The sequence below is a fragment of the Cellulomonas sp. P1_G12_2 genome (assembly GCF_056405535.1).
Genome location: NZ_JBFUBX010000001.1, coordinates 1,399,947 through 1,426,035, shown reverse-complemented (window position 1 = coordinate 1,426,035; position 26,089 = coordinate 1,399,947). Strand labels below are relative to the sequence as shown.

General features: G+C 68.6%; 20 protein-coding genes and 1 other RNA gene. 2 read left to right on the top strand and 19 right to left on the bottom strand.

Annotated features, from left to right (window positions below; genetic code table 11):
- The first annotated feature begins 104 nt into the window (after positions 1-104).
- Positions 105-530 (top strand): hypothetical protein, encoded by a 426-nt coding sequence (locus AC1DXT_RS06780; protein ID WP_477060562.1) that lies wholly within the window; start codon positions 105-107, stop codon positions 528-530.
- Positions 527-1,885: a hypothetical protein gene (locus tag AC1DXT_RS06775; protein WP_477060561.1), complete on the top strand. Its 1,359-nt coding sequence runs from the start codon at positions 527-529 to the stop codon at positions 1,883-1,885. Before AC1DXT_RS06780 ends, AC1DXT_RS06775 begins: the two co-directional genes overlap by 4 nt.
- 233 nt (positions 1,886-2,118) lie before the next feature.
- On the opposite strand, the gene AC1DXT_RS06770 is transcribed toward AC1DXT_RS06775, so the two are convergent.
- The 19 genes from AC1DXT_RS06770 to prfB all read right to left on the bottom strand — a co-directional run bounded on the left by AC1DXT_RS06770 (position 2,119) and on the right by prfB (position 26,038).
- Positions 2,119-4,821 (bottom strand): hypothetical protein, encoded by a 2,703-nt coding sequence (locus tag AC1DXT_RS06770; protein ID WP_477060560.1) that lies wholly within the window; start codon positions 4,819-4,821, stop codon positions 2,119-2,121.
- On the bottom strand, positions 4,818-7,316 hold the full coding sequence (locus AC1DXT_RS06765; RefSeq protein ID WP_477060559.1) for a site-specific DNA-methyltransferase: 2,499 nt from the start codon (positions 7,314-7,316) through the stop codon (positions 4,818-4,820). Before AC1DXT_RS06765 ends, AC1DXT_RS06770 begins: the two co-directional genes overlap by 4 nt.
- A 150-nt stretch (positions 7,317-7,466) precedes the next feature.
- Positions 7,467-8,657 (bottom strand): tyrosine-type recombinase/integrase, encoded by a 1,191-nt coding sequence (locus AC1DXT_RS06760; protein ID WP_477060558.1) that lies wholly within the window; start codon positions 8,655-8,657, stop codon positions 7,467-7,469.
- A gap of 76 nt (positions 8,658-8,733) precedes the next feature.
- Positions 8,734-9,100: a transfer-messenger RNA gene (ssrA, locus tag AC1DXT_RS06755) on the bottom strand.
- A 79-nt stretch (positions 9,101-9,179) separates the two neighbouring features.
- The gene (locus tag AC1DXT_RS06750) at positions 9,180-10,367 is read right to left on the bottom strand and encodes a S1C family serine protease (protein ID WP_477060557.1); all 1,188 of its coding nucleotides are present in this window, start codon (positions 10,365-10,367) and stop codon (positions 9,180-9,182) included.
- Positions 10,368-10,530: 163 nt separating this feature from the next.
- Positions 10,531-11,427, bottom strand: coding sequence for a methyl-accepting chemotaxis protein (locus AC1DXT_RS06745; RefSeq protein WP_477060556.1), 897 nt, complete (start codon positions 11,425-11,427; stop codon positions 10,531-10,533).
- On the bottom strand, positions 11,424-11,975 hold the full coding sequence (locus tag AC1DXT_RS06740) for a PAS domain-containing protein (protein ID WP_477060555.1): 552 nt from the start codon (positions 11,973-11,975) through the stop codon (positions 11,424-11,426). The genes AC1DXT_RS06745 and AC1DXT_RS06740 overlap by 4 nt, the downstream gene beginning before the upstream one ends.
- A 72-nt stretch (positions 11,976-12,047) precedes the next feature.
- Positions 12,048-13,103, bottom strand: coding sequence for an ATP-dependent DNA ligase (locus AC1DXT_RS06735; RefSeq protein ID WP_477060554.1), 1,056 nt, complete (start codon positions 13,101-13,103; stop codon positions 12,048-12,050).
- Positions 13,104-13,114: 11 nt separating this feature from the next.
- Positions 13,115-14,962 (bottom strand): DUF2207 domain-containing protein, encoded by a 1,848-nt coding sequence (locus AC1DXT_RS06730; protein WP_477060553.1) that lies wholly within the window; start codon positions 14,960-14,962, stop codon positions 13,115-13,117.
- Complete coding sequence (gene smpB / locus AC1DXT_RS06725) at positions 14,959-15,429, bottom strand: SsrA-binding protein SmpB (RefSeq protein ID WP_056096649.1); 471 nt, start codon at positions 15,427-15,429, stop codon at positions 14,959-14,961. Before smpB ends, AC1DXT_RS06730 begins: the two co-directional genes overlap by 4 nt.
- Before the next feature lie 70 nt (positions 15,430-15,499).
- Positions 15,500-16,795, bottom strand: coding sequence for a peptidoglycan DD-metalloendopeptidase family protein (locus AC1DXT_RS06720; protein WP_477060552.1), 1,296 nt, complete (start codon positions 16,793-16,795; stop codon positions 15,500-15,502).
- Between the two features lie 2 nt (positions 16,796-16,797).
- Positions 16,798-17,712 (bottom strand): permease-like cell division protein FtsX, encoded by a 915-nt coding sequence (gene ftsX, locus AC1DXT_RS06715; RefSeq protein ID WP_477060551.1) that lies wholly within the window; start codon positions 17,710-17,712, stop codon positions 16,798-16,800.
- Positions 17,712-18,401, bottom strand: coding sequence for a cell division ATP-binding protein FtsE (gene ftsE / locus AC1DXT_RS06710; protein ID WP_056096656.1), 690 nt, complete (start codon positions 18,399-18,401; stop codon positions 17,712-17,714). Before ftsE ends, ftsX begins: the two co-directional genes overlap by 1 nt.
- Before the next feature lie 169 nt (positions 18,402-18,570).
- A complete protein-coding gene (locus AC1DXT_RS06705; protein WP_477060550.1) occupies positions 18,571-19,356 on the bottom strand; it encodes an ATP-binding cassette domain-containing protein in 786 nt (261 codons plus the stop codon).
- 73 nt (positions 19,357-19,429) lie between these two features.
- On the bottom strand, positions 19,430-20,641 hold the full coding sequence (locus AC1DXT_RS06700) for an ROK family transcriptional regulator (RefSeq protein WP_477060549.1): 1,212 nt from the start codon (positions 20,639-20,641) through the stop codon (positions 19,430-19,432).
- A 45-nt stretch (positions 20,642-20,686) separates the two neighbouring features.
- Positions 20,687-21,919: a multiple monosaccharide ABC transporter permease gene (gene mmsB, locus AC1DXT_RS06695; protein WP_477060548.1), complete on the bottom strand. Its 1,233-nt coding sequence runs from the start codon at positions 21,917-21,919 to the stop codon at positions 20,687-20,689.
- Positions 21,916-23,463: a multiple monosaccharide ABC transporter ATP-binding protein gene (gene mmsA, locus AC1DXT_RS06690; RefSeq protein ID WP_056096667.1), complete on the bottom strand. Its 1,548-nt coding sequence runs from the start codon at positions 23,461-23,463 to the stop codon at positions 21,916-21,918. The genes mmsB and mmsA overlap by 4 nt, the downstream gene beginning before the upstream one ends.
- Positions 23,464-23,557: 94 nt before the next feature.
- Positions 23,558-24,685: a multiple monosaccharide ABC transporter substrate-binding protein gene (chvE, locus tag AC1DXT_RS06685; RefSeq protein ID WP_477060547.1), complete on the bottom strand. Its 1,128-nt coding sequence runs from the start codon at positions 24,683-24,685 to the stop codon at positions 23,558-23,560.
- Between the two features lie 237 nt (positions 24,686-24,922).
- Positions 24,923-26,038, bottom strand: a complete 1,116-nt coding sequence (prfB, locus tag AC1DXT_RS06680; RefSeq protein WP_477060546.1) for a peptide chain release factor 2 — start codon at positions 26,036-26,038, stop codon at positions 24,923-24,925.
- Positions 26,039-26,089: the final 51 nt, after the last annotated feature.

Here is a 26,089-nt window from a genome sequence, read left to right as displayed (position 1 = left end):
TACTCGTGTGAGCCGGCGTCATCCACACATCCGATCGATCGATCGGATGTGCTGCGAGGCACGGATCACGGTGGAGGGACCACGAGAGGAGGGAGGCGACGGGGATGAGCGCAACATGGGAGGCGCCGGCGCGGGCGCTCATCGAGCGGGCCGAGACCAGCTGGGAAGGGCTGTGGTCGCTGCTCTACGCGACCAGTCACGCCACGTTGAAGCTGAGTCTCGGCGTTCCGCTGTCCACCGGAGTGGATCTGACGTTTGCGGCGATGGACATCCGCGAAGCCCGCGACGAGCTTGAGTGGATTGACGACGGGCTCGTCGAACGCGGCGCCCCCGTCGACCTCGGCGTCCTCCGACCTACCGACGATGTCGACGCGGCGCGACTCGTCCTGGACCGACTCCTCGAGGCGGCACTCGACCGAGCCAGTCGCCTCGCCGACGGGGCGACCGACGTCGAACAGTTCGCCTGCTTGACCCGGGTAGCCAGCAAGCTCTTCACCGCTCGGACCGCGATCCTCGGCCGCGTGCCGTGACTACCTACGGCGACCTCGTCACGAAGGCGGCGCAGTGCATTCACGAGGGCAGCGCCCGAACCCAGCATCAGCGCTTCGACTCGATCGACGAGGCGTACGAGGCGCTCATCGGCTACCACGCGGTGCTTGACGCGATCGAGCGCCACGTGCGCTCATTGGCCGACCTACATCGCGTCGGCACTCTCTACGGCGTGCCGCCCGGGCTCGTGACCGGCGATCCCGTCGAGTACGCCGCTGTGCAGATGGTCGACTCGATCCCAGTGCTCGAGGACAAGGATCGTCGACTCCCCTACCTCCCCGGACCGAATGGCCACCCCTGGGCTCAGGCTTCGCGCCTCCTGCGCGCCGGCACCGACCTGCTCGCTACCCACCTGGACCCTGACGGGTTCCCCCGCACCCCCGATGCCGCCACCGTTACCGATTTCGATGCCCGACGAGTCGGTCTGGCTCGGATCGCCGACCTGGCCGGCGCGCTGCTCTCCGGCGAGACGACGTTGACCCTGCGCGCCGGCCAGGCAGGTCTCTCGTGGTGGCGGCTGCGTCGCTGGCTTCCGGGGATGGAAGAGGCGAGGGCATGGGCCTCGCGAGCGACCGCCGCGGCACACGGGCGCAGCGGTGGGGGCGCCTTGGACGCGATCACCGTGGCCAACGCCCAGATCCGCACGCACGACCAACTGGCTGAGATCTCCGACCGGCTGGGGCAGGTGCGCAACGCGGCGTGGATGAACGCTCGCGAGCCGGATCGCTCCATCGTGACGCTGCGCGACTTCGCGCTGGTCGGACTTGTCGCTAACGCTACGGCGGCCACGATCCACACACGCGCCGACCCGCGGCCTTTCGTTCGCGTGGCACGACAGTGGCAGTCGCTGATCATTAGCCTGCGGCATCTCCTCGCGCCCGGGCTTCCCAACCCGGTGGTACACGCCGCGGTCCCTCAGCTGCGGCGCCTGTTGGGCGACATCGCGATGCCCGAGCCAGGAACTGTTCGTGCTCGCGGTGCGTTCGAAATCCGCTCTTCCCACGCTGCGATCCAGGGTGCCGTCGCCGTCAGCAAGGAGATCGCCGACTGGAACGCCACGAGCTTTCGGACCATGGCTGCATCCGGTCAGATTCACGTCCGCGCCCGCGATTTGACCGGTGACGAGGTCACCAATTCCCCCGCACTCGTCCGCGCCAAACTCGATGGTGCTGTCGTCCCTGTGCCCGACGTGATCCGGGACGCCATCCTCACTCAGTACCGCCACACCCGACACCGCCAACAGACTCCCGCCGAGCTGCCAACTGCGGCTTCTACCTACGACCGACCTGCTCTGGAGCGGGGGCAATGGTGGTCGGAAGCCAGCAGAATTCCGTAATTTTGCACCTTCCGACGAGGAGTACGGTTCTTGCGCAACCCCTACATTGTTCGCGTCGACCAGTCGAACGTTTCGTGACCGACAAAGAATTGCGCGGACCGACGTGACGACGTCTACGACGTCAGGTGCGAGGCACGAGTAGTGCTCGGACGCCGGTCGGCGTCGGCGTTGAACGCGGCTAGGTGCGCCGGGTTGTGCGGCATGCGCGGACGGTAGCAGCCCGTCGCGCCTGGCTAGAGCTCCGCGAGATGCGTCTTGAGGTCGTTGGCGTCGTAGGCGATGTGGTGAGTCCAGATCCCGAGGCCACCCCAGGTGTTGACGGCAGCGACCCAGCGCCGGGCAGCCGTCGCCTTCGCGTCGTCCTTCTCGTCGGCCTCACCCTTGCCTTCGAGCAGCACGTGTCGCCCGTCGGTGAGCCGAACCACGAAGTCGGGGCGGTAGCGATGGGTGTTGCCGAAGTAGAGGTACGGGATCTCGAGGAACAGCCTGTGGTTCTTGACCCATGCCTGGACCTTGGGGTGCTCGTCGAGGACGGCGCAGATCTTGCGTTCGAGGCCGGAGTCGACCACGGCGTGCGACAGGTGGCTGCGGCTGGTTGGCACGCACTTGTCGGTGGGCGAATTGAAGTTCACGGCATCGGTCGAACCGATGGGCTCGTACTCGTCGAGCGCCGGCAGGAATCGCTCCGGTCCCTGGCCGGGCCGCAGGGCGGCGCCGATGCGCTCCCGCAGGACAGTCAGGTAGCGCAGGTTGCAGATCTCGCGCGGGTCGACGTCGCCCACGTAGTCGACCTTCCCACCCTCGTCGAGCGGGCGGATGACCTGCTCGGCCGCGGCGAGAGCCTGCGGGAACAACCAGGGCCGGTTGTACGGCGCGATCAGACCGGCCGCGACTCTGTACTGCAGGCGCTGCAGCCGGAAGTTGCGGTAGGCGCGGTCACGGTCCTGGACCTCACCGCCCATGCCGCCGCGGGGGTTGCCTAGGTCGAACTCGACCCATGTGTCGGTCGGGTCGAAGCGTGAGGTCACCCGCACGGGCTCGATCGCGTCGAGGTCGATGTCGAGCGTGTCCTGGATATCGGGGACGATCTGCACCAGGCGCGGGAACTTGATGCGCAGCTCGCCGCGGTCGGCGACGGTGTGCACGTTGGTGTACGCCGGTGGAGGGCTCGGCTTGCCGGTGCCACCCTTGGCGATCGGCAGCAGCTGGAACGGGACTCCGTACACGTCGACGTACTCGGGCTGGGACAGGTCGGAGTAGTCAGAGCGGCGCAGGCCGCGGCCCACGACCTGCTCGCAAAGCAGCTGAGACGCGAAGGCGCGGAGCCCGAGGATCTGGGTGACGTTGCGGGCGTCCCAGCCCTCGGAGAGCATCGCAACCGAGACCAGGCAGCGGATCTGCTCGCCGGGCTTTCCGGGCTTGCCGACGGTGGCGACAATCTCGCGCAGATGTTCGGCCTCGCTCGTAGCGGATGCCTCTGCGATGGCCAGCGCGTCGGAGTCGATACGGATCGTCATTGGGGGGCGGCCCTTGCGGTTGACGAGCTCGTCGGATGCTTCGCCCAGGTCGGCGATGTGCCGCTCGAGGAGCCGAGCGGTGTTGGTGTCGTGGCAGATGATCACCATCGCCGGCGGGATGTCGCGGCCGGCGGCCTGCCAGGTCTCCAACGTCGCTTCCCAGGCGCCGGCGAGCTGCTTGAGGGGGCCGTCAGCTTCGGCGAGGTAGTCGGTCAGTGGGTGGGAGTCGTGGTCGAGCTCGGTGCGCTTGGGCAGCGACTTCTTGATGTGCGTCCACAGGTTGCGGTACTTCGGGATCGCCTCACCGGTGTTGTCCTCGGTGGGTGTGCGGGGGATCTTGACGAGGCCGGCCTCGATCGCGTCGACGAGCCCGAAGTCGGACACGACCCACTCGAAGGGTGCCCAGGCGCGGTCCTTGAACATGCCCGGGTACATCGGGGTCGCGGACGCGTCGACGCACACGGTGATGCCGCGGGCATTGTGGATCCGCTCGAGGCCGTCGATCCATACGGTCGCCTCACGGGCGTCCTCGGCCTCGGCACCAGAGACGCTAACACCGGTCGGGAACCGGTAGGCGTGGTGTGCCTCGTCGTTGAGGATCATGACCCGGCCCGACGTGCGCAGCCCTGTGAGTACTCGCCGGCAGAACGCGGTGTCGGACTCGCGGCCGCGGCGCACGACCGAACGCTTCGGGTCCTCCCGGGGGGCGAGCTGGTGCCAGTTCGCGACCTGCACGTGGAGCTGGCCGAGCAGAGTGGAGAACTTTGGCGGGACCAGGTGGAAGTCGACGTATAGCGACTCCGGGTGCTTCGGGTCTAGGCCGCCCGCACCGGCCAACCGGTCCTTGACGGTGAGGTTCGGGGCCATCACAAGGAACTGGTCGGTGAACCGGTCGTCGCGGGGACGAGTCAGCCGGTTGAACCCCGACCACGCGATGAGCATCGACATCACCAGGGTCTTGCCGCCGCCGGTGGCGATCTTGACGGCCCAGCGCCGGTAGGCCTCCCCGGAGGCGGGCACCTCGACCCCGACGGTGAGCTCGGCAGGTGCTTCAGCCAGGAACGCGATGGTCTCGACCGCTTCCTGCTGGCAGAAGAACGGGCGGCGGTTGATCGTCTGCCGCTCCGGGTCGAACCAGAACGCGAATAGGTCCCGTGTGACAGTCGTGGCACCCCGGTACCCGGCCTCGCGCCACGACCGCACGCGGCCGCGCAGGTCGTTGACGAGCTCGAGCGGGATCAGGTCGTCCGTGAGCTTGAGCTGCCCGTCAGGGGACGCGGCCAGATAGCCGGCGGTCCGCCTCCCTTCACGCTTGACTGGCTTCAGCTCGCCGAAGTGCCAGTACTGCGCCGGTTCGGCGAACGGGTCGTTGATGATCGGATTCGCGTCGACGATCACGCCCGGTGCCTGAACGGTCATGCGGTGGCCTCGATGTCGCGCACGAGCTCGGCGGCGTTGCCATCCTGGGCGATGACCCGCACGGCGATCCGGGAGTGCTCCCCCAGGTCGAAGGGCAGCGACTGCCAGCCGTGGAGCTCCTCGATCAGGTCGTAGTCGACGGTGCCACGCAGGGTCTGCTGGATCTTCTTCCAGCCGTCGCTGACCGGGAAGAACGCCTGGCTGACGCGGAACACCATGCCGTCGTAGTCCTCGTCGAGGAACCACGCCTGAACGCCTGACGTGCCGAAAGACGTGACGTCCCCGGTGGCCGCGTCGTACGCGTCGACTCCGTTCACCGTGACGCGCAGCCCCTTGTCAGCGTCGGTGGCGACGTCCACGTCCGGGGAGGCGTAAAGCCGGAACGTCTGGGACGAGGTGGTGTTCTTCAGCAGGTCTCCCACCAGCAGGTCAGGGTTGGCCAGCAGGAGCGCCACGTCAGTTCCGCCGACCTTGCCGGTGCCGAGCCGGTCCTGCGCATCGGCGGCAACCGCGAAGCCGGCGAAAACGACCAGGTCGTACCCGATCGCTTCACGCAGCGCGTCGGAGACCTGCGCCATCGTGACCGCGCCGAACTTCGGTCCCAGAGAGATACCCACCCTGACGCGGCGCTCACCGAGGTCGGCCAACGCGGAGGCCTGGATGGCGCCGGCAGACTCGAGTTGCTCGAGCTGCTCGAGCTTGAGCGGCTTGGCGCCCGGTCTCGGGACACCCTGCGTGCCGAGCGCGCGCAGGAGGACCTCGACGTGGCCAGCGGTCGCATCCTGCTCGACACGCTCTGCCTGCGAAGGCGCCGGGTCGATGGGGTTGACCGCGTACCGCGAGAGTGCCTCGACCGTGAACGGGCCAGAGACGCGCACTGTCTTTGGCACCACAATTGGTTCATCCCAAAGGGTGACCTTTTCTGGTTCCTCGCCGCGGGCGATGGAGCGCAGTGTGACGCGGTCCAGGGTGCGGTGCTGCAGGCCGCCGTCGACGCCTCGCTGCTGGTCCAGCAACTTGTAGTAGTCGAACTTGGCTGTCAAGAGCCGCTCGCGAGCGATGGCCATCGCCACACGCGAAGTGTCGATAGTGATCCAGCGGCGCCCGTATTGCTCCGCGACGAAAGCCGTCGTTCCCGAGCCGCACGTGGGGTCAAGCACGAGATCGCCAGGATCGGTGGTCATCAGGACACAGCGCGCGACCACCTTGGCTGCCGTCTGAACGACGTAACGCTTCTCGGGCACCGCTCCGATGGCGTCGGTCCACACGTTGCCGAGCGCGGAGCCCGAGAAGTCGTCGAGGTATCGAACGTAGCGAAGGGTGTTTCCCGAGGCCACCACTCGGTTGGCCTCAATCAGGCCGGCAAAACCTTGGATGCTCGTCTTCCAGACGTTCGTTGCACTCGGCCGGAACTCTCGGCCCTGGAAGGTCACAGGGAACTGCCCATTCGGCCAGGGGTTCCCGGCTTGCGAGCTAAGGCTCGTTGCCTGGAAGGCCCGCGCGCCTTCAGGAAGTCCTGACTCACGTTCCTGGGGTGTTATGCGGCGCCGGGTGCCGTCCGCTAGCTCCAGAGACGAATACGCCACGGCGCCGGGCGAGTCCTTGCCCCGCGTGGTGTAGAGCTGGCGGTACTTCAGATTGCCATGATCCCTCGCATACCAGACGAGATAGTTCGCCATGGATGGCAGGCTCAACAGTTCTCCCTGTGCCCCCCCTCCACTCGTGGTGACGACTGTGATCTGGCTGACGAAGTTCTCGGCTCCGAAGATCTCGTCGAGGAGCGTCCGAACCCGGTGGACGTTCTCCTCACCGATCTGCACGAAGATCGAACCAGAGTCGGTGAGGAGCTCATGGGCGACCCGGAACCGGTCACGCAGGTAGGTCAGGTAGGAGTGCGTGCCGAGCTCCCAGGTGTCGCGGTAGGCCTGGATCATCTCCGGCTCGCGGGTCAGCGACTCATCTTTGCCGTCGCGCACGTTGCGGTCGGAGATGTTCGGCTGGAAGTTCGACTGGTACTTAATGCCGTACGGCGGGTCGATGAAGACGCATTGCACTTTGCCGGCCAGCCGCTCGCGCTCGAGCAGGCTCGTCATCACAATCAGCGAGTCGCCCAGGACCATGCGGTTCGACCAGTCCAGGTTGTGCTGGTAGAACTCCACGGCTGCCGTTGGGTCGAGCGTGTCGAGGTCGAACAGGGGCTGCTGCAGGCGCTGACGTCGCACCGAGCCGATGATCTTCTGCGCGGACAGCTCCTCGTGGACGTGCACCGACGGTGCCGGGATGTCGACCGTCTCCCGCTCGGCCTTTCCGGCCCAGACCAGCTGTGGGTCGAGGTGTGGGTCGTAGGCGAGCGTCTTGACCGGAGTTGGGTCTCGATCGAGGTGCGCCAGGCCGCTCGGAGGGTTGTTGCTCCGCTTCGCCTGCGAGTGTTCGTAGTCGTCGACCGGGGTCGTACGGTTGGCTGCTTCTCCACTGCGTGCTCGCCCTTGTGCCACGCTCGGACTGTATCTAGGTTGAGGCGACCAGTCGCGGTACCGCACCGTGCAGAGGGCCCAATCCGGCTAACTTTCCGAGCGGCGAGACCGGGCGTCGTTCGGCCCAGCGTCGCACCTGTGCCGACCGCCAAGGTGATTGATGACTCTTGGTCAATCGGCCGTGGAGCGCGTGCCCGGCAATATGAGCCCACCAAGAGCTCGCCCAGCCGCGGCCGCCGCGGACGCCTGTTGGTCCGGGAGCAGATGAGCGTAGGTCTCAGTGGTTGTGGTGATCGACTCATGGCCAAGGCGTCGCTGTAGCACGAACAGATCCGTTCCGGCCGCGATCATCCATGAAGCGTGCGTGTGTCGCAGGTCGTGTACTCGCGGACGCCGCGAAAGCCGTGGGACGTCGGGGTCCGGCATGCCGTCGATGCCGACGGGCCGCGTTGCGGCGTCCAACGCCGGCGTCCACGTCGTCGTCCAGAACCGTGACGAGGAGATCTGTTGACCGACGGTGTTCGTGAAGAGGAGGGCATCCGAAGCCTTCCCAGCGGCCAACGGCATCAAGACGTCAACCAGCTCCTCAGGAAGCGAGACCGTCCGCCGGGCACGCTTGGTCTTCGGCGGACCGACGTACCAATGACGGTCGCCATCACGTTTCCACGCCTTCGTGACGCGCAGTGTCGGCGGGCTGGCGCACAGGTCGAGGTCGCCGGGGGTCAGCGCCGTCGCCTCGCCCCATCGCAAGCCGGTAGCGACGAGCAACAAGACCAAGGCCTGGTAGTGAGGCGGGACGTGAGAGAGCAGGAGCGCGAACTCGTCGCGAGTCAGAACGGTCATCTCGTCTTGTGTCAGCTGCGACTTGGGGAGCTGCACGCCAACGCACGGGTTGTCGGCTCGGTACCCAAGTCGGACAGCGGTCGACATCGACGCCGAGAAGAGCCCGTGGACATTGGCGATCGTCTTGGGCGAAAGCCCGCGATCGCTCATGGAGCGCACCCAACCGGCTACGTGCCGGTACGAGATCACGGCGACGGGATACGACCCGAGGGTCGGCGCGATGTGATGGACCAGCTGCGCGCGGTAACTGGCACGGGTGTCCGGGCCCACGGCCGTCAGCAGGTCGATGTGCTCCGAGATCGCCTCCTCGACCGACGGACCGCGATGTCGGACTGAGTCCGCTATCCGGGCAGCCTCGTCAGTGTGCCCACCGGTCACCTCGAGGAGGTGCTTCGCGACGCGGGCGTCGTTCTCGTCGTCATAGGTCAGCGAGCTCTGCCGCTTCGTGTCCGGGTCGCGCCACAGCACCGCGAACGACCGTGTCCCGTCGGCCCTTACCCGCTCACGAATGGAGGCCATGGATACGAAAATAGCCCCCCGTGTCAACGGAAGGCTAGATTCGTGTCAACACGACCTGCGTTTCCCCAGGTCAGATGGGTGGAGGTGGCGGGAATCGAACCCGCGTCCGGTGACGCAGTACCAGGGATTCTCCGGGTGCAGCCTGCTGTGATTTTCTCGGCCCCCACGGTCACACAGGCAAGCCGTGGACGGGCTCAGTCAGCTAAAAGTCCCGGCAATCGCACTGACGACGATTACCAGCAGTGGCTCTCTAGATGACGCTGGTTACTGAGTCGAGAGCGTACTCAGGCCAACGGACTTCGGGACTCGCTCAGGCGGCGAGGGCGAAGTCGGTGCGGTTTGTATTGGCACCTATTGGTTTGCACGGAGCGTTGACGAGATAACCGTGCGTCCTCGACCCGCTTCTCCTGGTTCGACGATCACCGTCGAAACCGATCACCCCCATGTTCAGTTATCAAGCACCGGCCGGAGCCAGTCCGACCAGCCTACCTCTCAACGGCAGGCTGGTCGTCCTCATTCCGGTCAGTCGGCCGGTCCGGCGATCAGGGTGACCGGCGCGGACGCCGAGGCACCAGAGGACGCAACCGTCCAGGTCAGGGTCACGGTGTCGCCAGGCGAGTAGGTGGCGAGCAGGTCGGAGAGGGATGACGCCGAGGAAACCGCGACACCGTCCACCGCGGTGATCACGTCGCCGGCCGCGAGACCAGAGGATGCGGCCGGCGTGCCCTCCAGCACTCCAGCGACCGAACCATCCGGGGCCACCGAGATCCCCAGGAACGCCGGGTACCCGATCGTCACGGTGTCGGAGGCGACCCCGGACTGGATCTGGTTCGCGATCACCAGCGCGTCCTCGATGTCGATCGCGAACGCCACCGTGTCCACGGTGCTGCTGGAGGCGGCGGTCGTCATGCCGATGACCTCGCCCTCGTCGTCGAACACCGGGCCGCCCGAGTCGCCGGGCACGACAGCCGCGGAGAACTCGATCAACCCGGAGAGGGTCTCGGCCGACGAGCCGTCCGTCGACGCCGTCATCGTCTGGTCCAGCGCGGTCACGCTGCCGACCGCCGCAAGCAGGTCTCCCCCGCCCTCCGCGTTGCCGACCGCCGTCACCGCGTCGCCGACCGTCGCGCCGCTGTCGTCGTCCAGGGCGACCGTGGCCAGCCCCGATGCGCCCTCGAGCTGCAGGAGCGCGACGTCCGACGAGGCATCGGTGCCGACGACGGTGGCGACATACGAAGCACCGGTCGACTCGATGGTCACCTCGATGGACGTCGAGCCCTCGATCACGTGGTTGTTGGTGAGCACCAGCCCGTTCGCCGTCAGCACCATGCCGGTGCCCGCCGCCGACGCGTTCTGGTAGCCGAGGGTCGTGGTGATGGTGACGACGCCGACCTGCTGATCCGCGCTCGCCTCACTGGCGGCCGCTTGGTCAGAGGTGGACGGAGAACTGCCCCAGGACGGCGGGACGAACGACGGAACCTCGGCCGTCGGCGGCTCGTACGCCGCCCCCTCGACCGTCGACGCCGCCGCGTTGTCGGTGTCGGACGACGCCTGGGCCGCGGCGATCAGGCCGCCGGTCACCCCACCGGCCAGCAGGCCGAGGGCGAGTGCGCCACCCGCGGCACCGAAGGCGAGGCCGCGACGGACGACGGGCTTCGTCGGGACGGCGACACCGCCGATTGCCGACGAGGACCCCACGCCCTCCGGCACCGAAGCCCCCGACCCCTCCACAGGAGCGTCCGACGCTCCCGAAACCTGCTGCTCGTCCATGGCTCTGACCTCCCCGACGGCCCCCGTCTGGCGCCGTCAAGGACCAGAGAACGCCCCGGACCCGAGAGGTCGCTGGAGTGTTCCCGTGCGCAGCCTGTGGACCTCAGTGCTGGGCGGCGAACTGCGAGATGTCGCCGTGCAGCATCTCGGCCAGCTCCGACAGGCCCTGGGGTCCTCCGGCCGCTTGGGCGATCCCGCCCACCTGGTCGTTCATCTCGTGGATCGCGCCCGAGACGCGGCCGATGGCCTGGACGGCCCGGTCGGTGGCGGCGCGGGACGCGTCGACCTGGGCGGTGATGTCGTCGGACGAGCGCGCGGACTCGTCGGCCAAGGTCTTGACCTCGGCGGCGACCACGGCGAAGCCGCGCCCGAACTCCCCGGCGCGGGCCGCCTCGATGGTGGCGTTGAGGGCCAGCAGGCGCGTCTGCGAGGCGACGTTCTTGATGAGCCGCACGGCCTGCTGGATCTCCTGGGCCGACTGCTCGAGCGCCTCGACGGTGCTCAGGGCCGCGGTGGCCTCGTCGACCCCCGCCTGCGCCGACTCAGCGAGCACCTGAGCGGACGCGCCCAGCTCGGTCGAGGCGGCCGCGACGTGCACCGACACCTCGACCGCCTTGTCCACCATGAGCTGGCGGGTGGAGGTCTGCTCCGCCAGCGACGCGGCGGAGAGCTCCATGGTGTCGCGCGCGGTGTTGATGCGCTGCGCCCCGTCGCGGAACGTGCCCGGCATGCCGCGCACCAGGAACTGCCGGTGGAACCGACCCTCGGCGGCTGCGGTGAGCGATGCACCCGACTCGCGGACGAACGCGTCCATGACGTCGAGGCTGCGGTTGACGTCGTCGCGCAGGGCGGCCAGCTCGGGCGGACCGTCCAGGGGGTCGACGCGCACCTCGAGGTCGCCGTCGGCCACGCGCGCGAACGCGGCGGACAGGGCGGCGACGGCGCGGCGGTAGCTGTCGAGCTCGCCGGTGTCGGGCGTCTCGACCTGGGTGCGCCTCATCGGGTCACCAGCTCGTCGGTCGTCGCGAGGCTCCACACGAGCTCGTCGTAGGTCATCTCCCGCGTCGCCAGCTCGGCCTCCAGCAGCAGGCCGGAGGCCCGCATCGCGTCAGTCGGCCTCGCGTGCTTCGCCTCCTCGGCGCGCAGGCGGCGGTACAGCGCGTCGGCCGCGCGGACCGCGCCGCGGTCCGGGAGACGGCGGTTGGAGTGGTAGCCGACGAGCGACCCGGAGGCCGTCCGCGACGGCGTGACGTGCGCGAACACCCAGAAGTGGGCGCCGTCGGCGGCGAGGTTGTTCACGTACGCGAAGATCTCCTGGCCCGCCTCGATGGTCTCCCACATGACCTTGAAGATGATGCGGGGCATGTCGGGGTGGCGGATCACGCTGTGCGGCTTCCCGATCAGGCCGGCCTCGGCATACCCCGACACGCGCAGGAACACCGGGTTGGCGTACGTGAGCCGACCCTTGGCGTCGGTCTTGGACACGATGATCTCGTCGTCGCCGAAGGTGCGCTCGACACCCGTCGGGACAACGCTCGAAACGCGCACGCGGCACTGCCTTCGCTCAAGTTCGGCCAACCGTCGACCGACACATCGGCGGCGTCACCGCGGAAGTGAGGATCAGCTGGTCGCCAGCACGTCCTTCAGCGCGTACGACACCGGCTCCTCGAGCTGCGCGTAGGTGCACGACGACGGGTCCCGGTCCGGGCGCCAGCGGCGGAACTGCGCGGTGTGCCGGAACCGGTCGCCCTCCATGTGGTCGTAGGCGACCTCGACCACCAGGGTCGGCGACAGGGGCACGAACGACAGGTCCTTCCCCGCGGACCAGCGGCTCCCCGCCGCCTCCCGAGGCGTCCGGCCGAGTGCGGAGTAGTCCCACGGGTGCCCCTCCAGCGGCACCACCAGGGGCGCGAGCTCCGTCACCAGCTCCCGGCGACGCGCCATCGGGAACGATGCCGCCACACCCACGGACGCGAGCGTTCCGGAGGAGTTGTACAGCCCCAGCAGCAGCGACCCGACGGCGTCGTCGCCGGACTTGTGCGGCCGGTACCCGGCGACCACGCAGTCGGCGGTCCGCTCGTGCTTGATCTTCTGCATCGTCCGCTTGCCGGGCTCGTACAACCCCGCGGGGTCCTTGGCGACGACGCCATCCAGCCCCGCGCCCTCGAACTGCGAGAACCACTGCGTCGCGACATCGAGGGACGACGTCTGGGCGGTGATCGAGATCGGTCCGCCCGGCGTGACCAACGACGAGAGCACCGCACGCCGCTCCGAGAAGGGCCGAGACATGAGGTCCTCGTCGCCAACGGAAAGCACGTCGAAGAGCACCAGCAGCGCGGGCGTCTCGACGGAGAGCAGCCGCACGCGCGACTCCGCCGGGTGCACCCGCTGCAGCAGCGCGTCGAAGTCGAGCCCGCTGTGCGACGACGACGGCACGATGATCTCGCCGTCGACCACACACCGCTCAGGCAGGTAGGACAGCACCGCAGCAACGATCTCCGGGAAGTACCGCTGCATCGGCTTGGTGTTCCGCGAGCCGATCTCAACAGAATCCCCGTCGCGGAACACGATCGCGCGGAACCCGTCCCACTTGGGCTCGTACAGCTTCCCGGGCGGGATGGACGGCGCCGACTTGGAGAGCATCGGGTCCACGGGCGGCATCACCGGCAGCTTCATGGCCACCAGTCTTACCAGCCCCCACCCCCACCGCCGCCGACGCCACCGCCGGAGAACCCGCCGCTGAACCCGGACCCGCCCGACGAACCGGGGGTCGGCGCGGAGATCGCCTCGGTCGCCACGGACTGGAACCGGTCCAGCGACGACGCGAACGCGGTCGCCCAGTAGATGTTCGCTCCCGGGTAGTAGCCGCCGACGTACCAGCCCGGCTGATCCACGAAACGACCCTGAGCAGCGAGCTCGGAGAACACGCGCGCCCACCGGTCAGCCAGCCCGAACACGATCGCGTAGGGCAGGTACCGGCTGAAGATGTCCTCGCCCTCCTCGAACCGCAGCTGGTTCGCCTCGGCGGTGGCCAGGTAGCGGCGGAACCCGAGGGACTGCGCCAGCACGGCGGTGCCGTCCTCGGTGCGGGCGGGGGCGGCCTTGCCCAGGAGCGTGACGAGGATGCCCACGACGACCAGCGCGATCGGCACCAGCGCGAGCCCGCCCACGGACAGGCCGGCGCCGAACACGGCGAACGTCAGGATCACGCCGAGGATGGCGAGCGCGATCCCGGCGCCGTACCACCTGGCGCGGACGTGCTTGGGGTTCGCCCGGAACCAGCCTGAGGCAGTCACATGGTCGTAGAGGCCGTCCTGGACCTTGGCCATCGAGGCGGCGAACGTGGTCTTCAGGTCGGAGAGCTTGACCGACGTCGAGGCGGCGAAGATCGAGGACAGCAGCTCGTCCTCGTACGGCAGCAGCGAGCCGTCCTTGTTCTTCAGCTGCACCAGGGTCCAGTCCTTGGCCTTCTTCTTCGGGTTGGACCGCGGCACCTCCTCGATGCGCAGCCAGCCCCGCACGGCCAGGTCCACCAGCGTGGCGGTGACGTCGACGGGGTCGGCCTTCTCGTCAAGGAGCGTGCCCATCTCCCCCGGTCGCACGCCCGCGGGCGGCTGGAACTGCACGGAGACGACCTCGCGACGATCGCGGAAGCCCGTCGCCGCGCCCGGCTGGTTGTCGGCGGGACGCAGCCCCGGGGTCAGTCCGAGGTAGGCCTTGTCGCGGCCCACCCGGCGCACCCGGAGGAAGGCCAGGACGCCGCCGCCGACGAGCACCAGCAGGGCGACGATCCCGAACGCGGAGGTCGGCCGCACGGGGGCCAGCGGGTCGGGCTTGTCGACGAGGATCGGCTCCACCCCGGGGAACGTCCCGGCCGGCCAGCCGGTCACGGTGGAGAACTCGTCGCCCAGGGGCACCAGGTCCTGCGTGAAGGAGGAGGTCGAACCGGAGAACGTGGACGAGGTGCACCCGGTGGTGGACCCGTACGGTCCGGCGAAGCAGACGGCACCCTCGACCGCGGCGGGCCCGTCGACCGCCACCGTCAGGTCGCCCAGCGGGATCTCCCAGCCGGCGCCGATGACGTTCCAGTAGAGCTCGTCGCCGGAGTGCTGCTCGTTCGCGGGGTTGAGCAACCCGTCGACCGTGTACTCCACGTGGTACGTCTGCACGCCGGAGACGTCGTCGATGTCCTCGTCGCCGATGCGCAGGATCAGCGCGCTGCCGGTGGACTCCTCGTTCACCTGGTCCGGCGCTCCAGAAGCAGACGACGCCGAGATGTCGGTGTACTCGAACGCGCGATCCAGCGTCTCGTCGTAGTAGACCCTCGTCGGCAGGCTGAGGAACGGTCCGTGACCGGGGTCGTCGCCGAAGTCGAAGTCGAAGTCGAGCGTGACCCGCATGGTGCCGTCGACGGCCAGGGAGGCTGTGACGTCGTACCGCGTGATCTCCCGGCCGCTCGTCTGGTCGGGGACGGCAGCGGCCGTCAGGGCGACGACGAGACCGAGTGCCAGCAGGACCGCGCGCAGGGCCCTCACAGGTCGCGCTTCTCGCGGATGGCCCGGGTGGCCTCGAGGTTGTCCTGCCGCTCGCGCAGCGCCTGCCGCTTGTCCCACTCGCGCTTGCCGCGGGCCAGCGCGATCTCCACCTTGGCGCGGCCGTCGAGGAAGTACAGGGACAGCGGGATGATCGTCTGCCCCTTCTCCCGCGTGCGGGACTCGAGGCGGTCGATCTCCGAGCGGTGCAGCAGCAGCTTCCGCTTGCGGCGGGGCGCGTGGTTGGTCCAGGTGCCCTGCGAGTACTCGGGGATGTGCACGCCCTCGAGCCACAGCTCGCCGTTGGTCACCTCGCACCAGCCGTCCACCAGCGAGGCCCGGCCCATCCGCAGCGCCTTGACCTCGGTGCCGCTGAGCACCATGCCGGCCTCGAACACGTCCTCGATGACGTAGTCGTGCCGGGCCTTCCGGTTCGAGGCGACGACCTTGCGCCCGACATCCTTGGCCACGGTGGTCGAACCTCGTTCCTTAGCGCGCGAATGGTGCGGGTCGAGACTACCTGCCGGGCGCCATCCGAAATCAGAGACCGAGGAGCGGGCGAGGGTTCACGGTCCCGCCGTTCACATAGACCTCGAAGTGCAGGTGGCAGGCGGCCGACGTGCCGGTGTTGCCGGACCGCCCGATCAGCTGGCCCCGCTCGACCGTCTGCCCGGAGCTGACCGCGAAGCTGGTGAGGTGGTTGTAGCTGGCCGACAGGGCGTTCCCGTTGACGAACCCACTGTCGATCATCACCTGGTTGCCGAAGCCGTACCGCGCCTTGGCCCACGTGACCGTGCCCGAACGGCCGGCATAGATCGGGGTGTTGCAGTAGGTGCGCAGGTCGATGCCGGCGTGCAGTCGCGTGTAGTGCAGCGTCGGGTGGAACCGCATGCCGTACTCGGAGGTCACGTAGATCGGGTTGACGCTGGTCGGGTTGCCGAACAGGGCGTTGCCGATGGGACCGGCCGGGCCGTGCGGTTTGCCGGCTGCGGCGTCGCGGGCCTTCTGGGCGGCGATCGCGGCCTGGAGCTCGTTCTGGATCGCTGCCGCCTCGGCGTCGGCCTGTGCCAGCTGCGCCTCTAGGGCCGCGCGCTGGGCGTCCAGGGACGCCTGCTGCTGCACCTGCTGCGCGAGCAGGGCGTCCAGCGACGCCTTCGCCGCGGCCGCGGCCGCCTTGGCCGCGTCGGCCTCGACCACCTTCTGGTCGGCCTCCGCCTTGAGCTGGGCGATCTTCTCCTTGACCGCGCCGAGGCGCGCCTCGGCGTTCTTGTTGGCCGACTCGGCCGCCCGGAGCTGGTCGAGGATCTGCGCCTGCGTGCGCAGCGCCGTCGCCATGAGGCCGTACCGCTGCACGAAGTCGTCGGTGCTCTGCGCGTCCAGGATGACGTCGACGCCGGAGACGCCGCCGCCGTCCTTGTACGCCTCGCGGGCCATCTGACCGATCGCGGCGCGCATCTGCGCGGCGTACTCGGCGTCCTGCGTGATCGTCGTGGTGATCGTCGCCTGCTGGTCCTCGGCGTCGACCAGCCGGGCCGCGATGATCGCCGCCTCGCGCTGCGCCTTCTCCAGCGCCGCCTTGGCCTCGTCGAGCACGGCCTGCGCGGCGGGGATCTTCGCCTGCGTGTCCGCCAGCTGCATCGCCAGGGCCTGGAGGTTGGCGTCGACGCCCTCCATCGCGGCCTCGGTGTCGTCGCGCGCCTTCGCGATCGCGGCCTTCTGCGCCTCGGCTGCCTTGCGCCGGTCGTCGATCTTGTCGGCGTAGGCCGGCGCGGTGAAGAGCGCGGTGACCATGAGGACGAGCACGACGAGGAACGCGGGCATCCGCAGACGGCGCACGATCACACCTTCGTGTAGCGGCTGAGAGTGACCAGGGACGAGATCGCGGCGAGCAGGATCGCCACCGCGATGAGGATGGGTGCCACGGCGAGCACGTCGGACGTGTTCACGTACGGGATCCACGCCGCCTGCTCACCGAGCCAGTCGTCGATCAGGTAGCCGACGCCGAGCCACAGCGCACCGACGGCCAGCAGGGCGCCGATCGTCGCGGCGATCGCGCCCTCGAGCATGAACGGCAGCTGGATGAACACGGTCGACGCCCCGACCAGGCGCATGATCCCCGTCTCGCGACGACGGCTCAGCGCGGACAGCCGGATGGTCGTCGTGATGAGCAGCACCGCGGCCAGGAGCATCACCGCGGCGAGCCCACCGGCCAGCAGGGTCGCGTTGTTGAGCACCGAGAAGAGCCGGTCGAACAGCCGCTGCTGGTCCTTGACCTCCTCGACGCCGGGCCGCCCCGAGACCACCTCGGCGACCACCGGGTACTGCTCGGGGTCGGTGAGCTTGATCCGGTAGGAGGAGTTCATGTCGTCGACCGTCGCGGCCGACGCCCAGAACTGGTCCTTGAACTGCTCCTGGAAGGCCGCGAACGCCTGTTCCTTGGTCTCGGTGTAGACCTTCTCGACGTACGGCTTGACCTCGGGCGACGCGAGCGCCGCCTGGATGTCGGCCTTCTGCTCGTCGGTCACCTCGCCGCTCGCGCAGGTGGGCTCCGTGGAGTTCTGCGGGCAGAGGAAGACCGAGACCTCGACCTTGTCGTACCAGTCGTCCTTCATCTTGCCGATCTGCGTCTGCAGCAGTGCGGCGGCGCCGACGAAGGTGAGCGACACGAAGGTCACGAGGATGACGGAGATCGTCATCGAGAGGTTGCGACGAAGGCCCAGGCCGATCTCGGAGAGGATGAACTGGAGGCGCATCAGCGGTCCGACCCGTAGACGCCGCGCGACTGGTCACGCACCATCGCGCCGGTGGACAGCTCGATGACGCGCTTGCGCATCTGGTCGACGATCTCGTCGTCGTGCGTCGCCATCACGACCGTGGTGCCCGTGCGGTTGATCCGGTCGAGCAGGCGCATGATCCCCAGGGACGTCGTCGGGTCGAGGTTTCCCGTGGGCTCGTCGCACAGCAGGATGTTCGGGCGGTTGACGAACGCGCGCGCGATGGCCACGCGCTGCTGCTCGCCGCCGGACAGCTCGTGCGGACGACGCTTCTCCTTGCCGGCCAGGCCGACCATCTCGAGCGTGTCCGGCACGGTGGTGAGGATGTGGTGCCGTGGCTTGCCGATCACCTGGAGCGCGAACGCCACGTTCTCGAACACCGTCTTGTTGGGCAGGAGGCGGAAGTCCTGGAACACGGCGCCGATCTGGCGGCGCAGCGTCGGCACCTTCCACGACGACAGCGTGCCCAGCTCCTTGCCGGCGACGAACACGCGGCCGGCGGAGGCCCGCTCCTCGCGCAGCACGAGGCGCAGGAACGTGGACTTGCCGGACCCGGACGCGCCGACGAGGAAGACGAACTCGCCCCGCTCGACATCCAGGGACACGCGGTCCAGCGCCGGTCGTGCGCCGCGGGCGTAGACCTTGGTGACATTCTCGAATCTGATCACGGTGCTCGAAGGGGCCAGGTTCGGGGATGGACTTCACGCACGGGCACTACTGCTGGCCTTGTCGAGAGTAGGCAACGGACCCACCCCCACCCGGTGGTGACACGCCGCAGGGGAACCTGTGAACTGCAGCGGCCCCCGGACAGGTCGGGCAAAGCCCGCGAAACGCCCGTCAGTGCAGGGTCGGCAGGAACGCCCTCGGGTCCGGTTCGCGGGTCGGCGGCGCGCCGGTGATCGCGGCGAGGATCGCCTCGTGGCTGACCGTCGCGGCGTCGAACACCCCGTTGTTGCGGCCGTGCCGGAGCACGACGATCCGGTCGGACACCGCGCGGACGTCGTTCATGTTGTGGCTGATGAGGACGACGGCGAGCCCGAGGTCGCGCAGGCGCTCGATGTGCGTGAGCACCTCGGCGGTCTGCGACACCGACAGCGAGGCCGTCGGCTCGTCGAGCACCACGATCCTGGGCCTGCCGATCAGCGTGCGGGCGATCGCGACGGACTGGCGCTGCCCCTTGGACAACGTGGACAGCGGCGACTTGACCGACGGGATCCGGCTGTTCAGGTCGCGCAGGACCTTCCGGGCGATCTGCTCCATGGTCTCGTCGTCCCGCACCCGACCTCTGTGCAGCTCGCGGCCGAGGAACAGGTTCGAGGTCACGTCCAGGTTGTCGGCCAGCGCCAGCTCCTGGAACACCGTCGCGATGCCGAGCGCGTGCGCCGCGATGGGCGACGGGATGGTGACCGTCTCGCCGGCGATCTCGATGAGCCCCGTGTCCGGGACGAGCACGCCCGAGATCATCTTGGCGACCGTCGACTTCCCGGCGCCGTTGTCGCCGACGAGCGCGACGACCTCGTGCGCGTAGACGTCGAGGTCGACGTCGACCAGCGCCTCCACCGCACCGAAACGCTTGCCCAGACCCCTCAGCGACAGCAGGGGCACGTCATTGGCCGTGCTCATCGCCTCTCACCTGCTCCCCGTCGGGCACGTGACACGTGCAGTGAATCTTCCACCATGTGAGGCGTCGATCGCGTCATTGCGCCGCTCCGACCCCGACCGGCGTCTGGTCGTCGTCGACGCGGAGCGGCAGGGCGGTCGACTGGAGGGCCAGCACCAGGGCGCCGATCACCTCGGCCCGGGACCCCAGCGAGGCGGCGACGACCTCGAGCGGGGCGATCTGGTTCAGCAGCACGTTCCTGCGGACGGCCTCGCGCAGGGGCCGCAGCAGCAGCTCCCCCGTCTCCGCCAGCTCGCCGCCCACGACGACCAGCTGCGGGTTGACCGCGACGCCGAGCCCCGCGACGACCATCCCGATCATGGCGCCGGCCTCCGCGACCACCTTGCCGCAGCGCTCGTCGCCGTCGATCGCGCGCTGCACCACGTCGCGCAGCGCCAGCGGACCGGAGCTCACGCGGAGCCGGTCGATGAGTGCCGAGGCGCCGACGACGGTGTCGAGACAGCCGCGGTTGCCGCACCGGCACAGCTCGCCCGGGAACGCGACCTGCACGTGCCCGATCTCGCCCGCGGTGCCGGCGACGCCTCGATGGACCTGGCCGTTGATGACGATCCCGGCACCAGTGCCGTAGGACGCGCGCACGAACACGCTGTCGCTGTACTGCCGCGCCGCACCGAGCGTGCTCTCGGCGATCGCGCCGAGGTTGGCGTCGTTGTCCACGTACACCGGCCGGCCCAGCCGCTTGGAGAGCACCTGGCCGATGTGCACGGTGTCCCAGCCGGGCATGATGCCGCGCACCGAGACCATGCCCGTGGACACGTCGACCGGCGCGGGAAGGCCCACACCCAGCCCGACGACGTCGTCGAGCGAGGCCCCCACCCGCTCGACCAGGTCGACGACGAGCAGGGCCACGCGGTCCAGGCTCGTGTCCACCCGGTGGTCCGCCGGCAGCGGGAGGGTCTGCTCCGCGATGACCTGGTGGCTGAAGTCCCCGAGCACCAGCCGCAGGTGCCGGTGCCCGATCTGCACGCCGGCCGCCAGACCGACGCGGCGGGCGAGCGTGACCATCTGGGCACGCCGCCCGCTGCGGGTGGTCGTGGCGGTGTCGACGACGCCGGCAGCCAGGAGCTCCCGGACGATCGTCGACACCGTCGCCTGCGACAGACCTGTTGCCTCGGCGAGCTCGACCTGCGTGAGCCCGCCGTACCGCTTGACCGTCTCGACGACGAGGTTGCGGTTCGCGTCGCGCAGGGACGACTGGGAGCCGGCTGCGGGTGCTCGCCTGCTCACCGTGCGAACCTAGTGCAACTCGTCGTCCATCGATTCATCGCCTCGCTAGCGCGTCCCCGCCCGACGCTTGTTGATCAGGTCGAACGCCACGGCGAACAGGAGCACGAGGCCCTTGATCGCCATCTGCCAGGACGGGTCGACCGACAGGATCGACAGGCCCATGTTGAGCACGCCCATGATGAGCGCACCGACGATCGCTCCCGAGATCCGGCCGATGCCGCCCGTGACGGCGGCGCCACCGATGAAGCACGCGGCGATGGCATCGAGCTCGAAGTTCTGCCCGGCCGACGCGATGGCGGCACCGGCGCGGGCCGTGGTGACGATCGCGGCCGCTCCGGCGAGCACACCCATGTTGACGAAGATCCAGAAGTCGACCCGACGGGTGTCCACGCCCGACAGGCTCGCGGCGAGGCGGTTGCCGCCGATCGCGTAGATGTGCCGGCCGAACACCGTGCGCCCCATGAGGAACGTGTAGGCGACGATGAGCACCCCGACGATCACGAGCACGGTCGGCGTGCCGCCCGCGGAGAACGACAGGATGACCGTGAGGACGCCGATACCGATCGACACGAGCGCGAGCTTGGTGGCGAACAGGCCCACCGGCTCGACGTACAGCTCGTGCTTGCGCAGCGAACGGCGGGCTCGGACCTGCGAGACCACGATCGCCCCGATGGCCAGGATGCCGATGACGATCGTGACGACGTCCATGTTGTTGGCATAGCCCAAGAAGTTCGGCAGCGACCCCTTCGAGATCGCGATGAACTGCGACGGCAGGCCGGCGACGGTCTCACCGACGATGACGAGCGCGAGCCCGCGGAAGATGAGCATGCCGGCCAGCGTCACGATGAACGCCGGGATCCCGACGTACGCGACCCAGTACCCCTGCCACGCGCCGACGACACCGCCGACCGCGAGCCCGAGCAGGACGGCGACCAGCCAGGGCAGCCCCATGTCTCGCATGCTCACGGCGACGATGCCACCGACGAACGCGACCACGGAGCCGACCGACAGGTCGATGTGCCCGGCGACGATGACCATGACCATGCCGATGGCCAGGATCATCACGTAGGCGTTCTGCTGGAACAGCGCCGCGACGTTGTTGGCGAGCAGCAGCTTGCCGTCGGTCAGCACCTGGAAGAGCAGCACGATCACGACGAGCGCGCCGAAGATGCCGTACTGGCGCGCGTTGCCGCCGAGGCCGGCCATCCGCTGTCCGAGCGGCACGCGGGCCTGAGCTCCCGGAGGCGCTGCAGGGGCGGGGTTGAGGTCGGTAGTCATCGGGGGGTCACGTCCTTCTCCATGGTCATGTACTGCATGAGGCGCTCCTGCGTGGCATCGGCGCGGGCGACCTCGCCCGTCACACGGCCCTGGCTGAGGGCGTAGATGCGGTCGCAGATGCCGATCAGCTCGGGCAGCTCAGAGGAGATGACGATGACGCCCTTCCCCTCGTCCGCGAGCCGGTTGATGATCGTGTAGATCTCGTACTTGGCGCCCACGTCGATACCTCGGGTGGGCTCGTCGAGGATGAGCACGTCGGGATCGGCGTAGATCCACTTGCTCAGCACGACCTTCTGCTGGTTGCCGCCGGACAGCTTGCCCACGAGGGCGGAGACCGTCGGCGTCTTGATGTTGAGGTCGCGTCGGTACTGCTCGGCGACCTTCTCCTCGGCGGTCCGGTCGACGACACCCCAGCGTGCGAGCTTGCCCAGCGCGGACGCCGAGACGTTGTGCTGGATGGTGTCGATGAGGTTGAGGCCGAACCGCTTGCGGTCCTCCGTCGCGTACGCGATGCCGTGCCTGATGGCCGCACCCACGTTGCGCAGCTCCACCTGCTTGCCGTCCTTGAAGGCCCGGCCGGAGATCCGTGCACCGTAGCTGCGCCCGAACAGGCTCATCGCGAGCTCCGTGCGGCCCGCGCCCATGAGGCCGGCGATGCCGACGATCTCCCCGCGGCGCACGTCGATCGACGCGTTGTCGACCACCTTGCGCGCCTGGTCGATCGGGTGGTGCACCGTCCATTCCTCGATCCGGAGCACCTCCTCACCGATCGTGGAGACGTGGTCGGGGAACCGGTTGTCGAGCGAACGGCCGACCATCCCACGGATGATCCGCTCCTCGGTGACCGCGTCGTCCCCGTGCATCTCGAGGGTCTCGATGGTCTTGCCGTCGCGGATGATCGTCGTGGTGTCGGCGACCGCCTCGATCTCGTTGAGCTTGTGGCTGATGATGATCGACGTGATCCCGTGCTCCTTGAGGCTCCGGATCAGGCCGAGCAGGTGAGCGCTGTCCTCGTCGTTCAGCGCCGCGGTGGGCTCGTCGAGGATGAGCAGCTTGACCTCCTTGGAGAGCGCCTTCGCGATCTCCACGAGCTGCTGCTTGCCGACGCCGATGTCCACGATCTTGGTGTCGGGACGCTCGTCCAGGCCCACGCGGGCGAGGAGCTTGGCGGCCTCCGAGTTGGTCTTGTTCCAGTCGACGACGCCCCGCTCCGCCTGCTCGTTGCCGAGGAAGATGTTCTCGGCGATCGACAGGAACGGGCTCAGCGCGAGCTCCTGATGGATGATGACGACGCCGTGGCGCTCCGAGTCGCGGATGCCGCGGAACTCGACGGGCTCGCCGCTCAGGACGATCTCCCCCTCGTAGGTCCCGTGCGGGTAGACGCCCGACAGGATCTTCATGAGGGTGGACTTTCCAGCGCCGTTCTCGCCGCAGATCGCGTGGATCTCGCCGGCGCGGACCGACAGGTTCACGTCCTGCAGCGCGATGACTCCGGGGAACCGCTTCGTGATGTCCCGCATCTCGAGGATGTGGTCAGTGCTCATGCTTCCTCACAGGTGTGTCGTCAGGCGGGCCGCCGAGCGCCGGCCCGTGCAGGTGTTCGCACGGACCGGCGGTCAGCAGCACTCTCCGAGTGGGTCAGAGACCCAGGTCGGAGGCCTCGTAGAAGCCGGACTCGACGAGCACCGACTCGACGGTGTCCGGCGTGACGACCTGCGGGTCCAGGAGGTACGTCGGGACGACCTTGTTGCCGTTGTCGTAGGTCTCCTCGTCGTTGACGTCGACCGTGTCGCCGTCGACGATCTGCTGGATCATCTTGGCGACCTGGTCACCCAGCGCGCGGGTGTCCTTCCAGACCGACATGGACTGCTTGCCAGCCAGCATGTTGAGCACGTTCGCCTGGTCGGCGTCCTGCCCGGTCAGCACCGGGTAGTCCGGACCCGGGGCGTAGCCCGCGCCCTCGAGCGCCTGGGCGATGCCCAGCGCGAGCGAGTCGTTGGGCGACAGGACGACGTTGACCTTCTGGCCGCCGCCGTAGAACGAGTTCAGGCGGTTCTCCATCTCGGCCTGGGCGGTGTCGGAGCCCCAGCCCTGGATGCCGATGCTGGCCCAGTCGTCGTTGCTCGCGGGCGCCTTGCCCGACGGGACGACGAGCTTCCCGGACTCCACGTAGGGCAGGAGGATGTCCCACGCACCGGAGAAGAAGAACTTCGCGTTGTTGTCGTCCGGCGAGCCGGCGAAGGGCTCGAGGTTGAACGGGCCCGCGGCGTTCTCGAGGTCGAGAGCGTCGACGATGAACTCGCCCTGGAGCGTGCCGACCTTCTCGTTGTCGAACGTGGCGTAGTAGTCCACGTTCGGGGTGTCGTTGATGAGGCGGTCGTACGCGATGACCTTAACGTCGTTCGTCGCGGCCTGCTCGAGGACCGGCGCGAGCGCCGTGCCGTCGATCGAGGCGATCACGAGGACCTTCGCGCCCTGGTTGATCATGTTCTCGAGCTGGGTGATCTGCTGGTCCACCTTGTTGTCGGCGTACTGCAGCGTCGTCTCGTAGCCCGCCTCCTTGAGGAGCTCCTCGAGGTGCGCACCGTCACGGTTCCACCGCTCGAGGCTCTTGGTCGGCATCGCGATGCCGATCAGGGTGTCCTCGGCCGCTGCGCTGCCCGTGGGCTCGTCAGCTGCGTCCCGCTCCTGGCTGCAGGCGGAGAGGCCGATCACCAGGCCAGCCGTGGCGATGCCGACGGCCACCTTCTTCCATGCAAATGACATCGTTGTCCGCTCTCTCGTTGCACCGTCCGGCCTGCGGCGCCGGGGCATCTGTGCCCCGGCGGCCCGAGCGGGACCGTCTCTGGTCCTGCCGGTCCGATGGCCGGTCATGTCGGTTGAATTCAAGACCTGAAGACTAGGAAAGCGCAAGTGCCGTTACCAACCCGTGTCCTGCGGGGGTTTGAGAGCGTTTTCCGGAGGACCTAGGACCTATAACTTCGGCCTCCGAAGACAGGCGAATCAGGCAGAGGCGTTGTCGAGGGACCGGCGCCAGCGGATGCCGGCCTCGATGAAGTCGTCGATGTCGCCGTCGAAGACCGCCGCGGGGTTGCCCACCTCGTGCTCGGTGCGCAGGTCCTTGACCATCTGGTACGGCTGCAGGACGTAGGAGCGCATCTGGTCTCCCCAGCTCGCCTTCACGTCGCCCGCGAGGGCCTTCTTCTTCGCGTCCTCCTCTGCCTTGCGGACCAGGAGGAGGCGGGACTGCAGGACCCGGAGCGCCGCGGCGCGGTTCTGGATCTGCGACTTCTCGTTCTGCATCGACACGACGATGCCGGTCGGGATGTGCGTCATGCGGACCGCCGAGTCGGTGGTGTTGACCGACTGGCCGCCCGGGCCCGACGAGCGGAAGACGTCGACCTTGATCTCCGACTCGGGGATGTCGATCGAGTCGTTCGACTCGATGAGCGGGATCACCTCGACGGCCGCGAAGCTCGTCTGGCGCCGGCCCTGGTTGTCGAACGGCGAGATGCGGACCAGCCGGTGGGTGCCGGCCTCGACGGACAGGTTGCCGAACGCGTACGGCACCTTGACCTCGAACGTCGCCGACTTCAGGCCGGCCTCCTCCGCGTAGGACGTGTCGAGCACGGTGGTCGGGTAGCCGTGCCGCTCGGCCCAGCGCAGGTACATGCGCAGGAGCATCTCCGCGAAGTCCGCGGCGTCGACGCCACCGGCACCCGCGCGGATGGTCACCACGGCCTCGCGCTGGTCGTACTCCCCCGCCAGCAGCGTGCGGACCTCGAGCTCGCCCAGGTCCTTCTTGATCTTCAGCAGGTCGGCCTCGGCCTCGGCGAGCGTGTCCTCGTCGTCCTCCTCGGCGGCCATCTCGACCAGCGTCTCGAGGTCGTCGATCCGCCCGTCGAGCTTGCTCATCCGGTCCAGCTCCGCCTGCGTCGCCGAGAGCGCGCTGGTGATCTTCTGCGCGGCGTCCGGGTCGTCCCACAGGTCGGGGGCCGACGCCTGCTCCGACAGCTGCGCCACCTTGGCCTCGAGCGCGGTCGGGTCGCTCACCGCCTGGATGGTGCCCAGGGTGGTGCGCAGATCACGGATTGCGGTGGGGAAGTCGGTGGTGGCCACAACCGTCCAGGCTACCGGGTCCGCGCTCCCCGCTCCTCCCCCGGAGGGCAC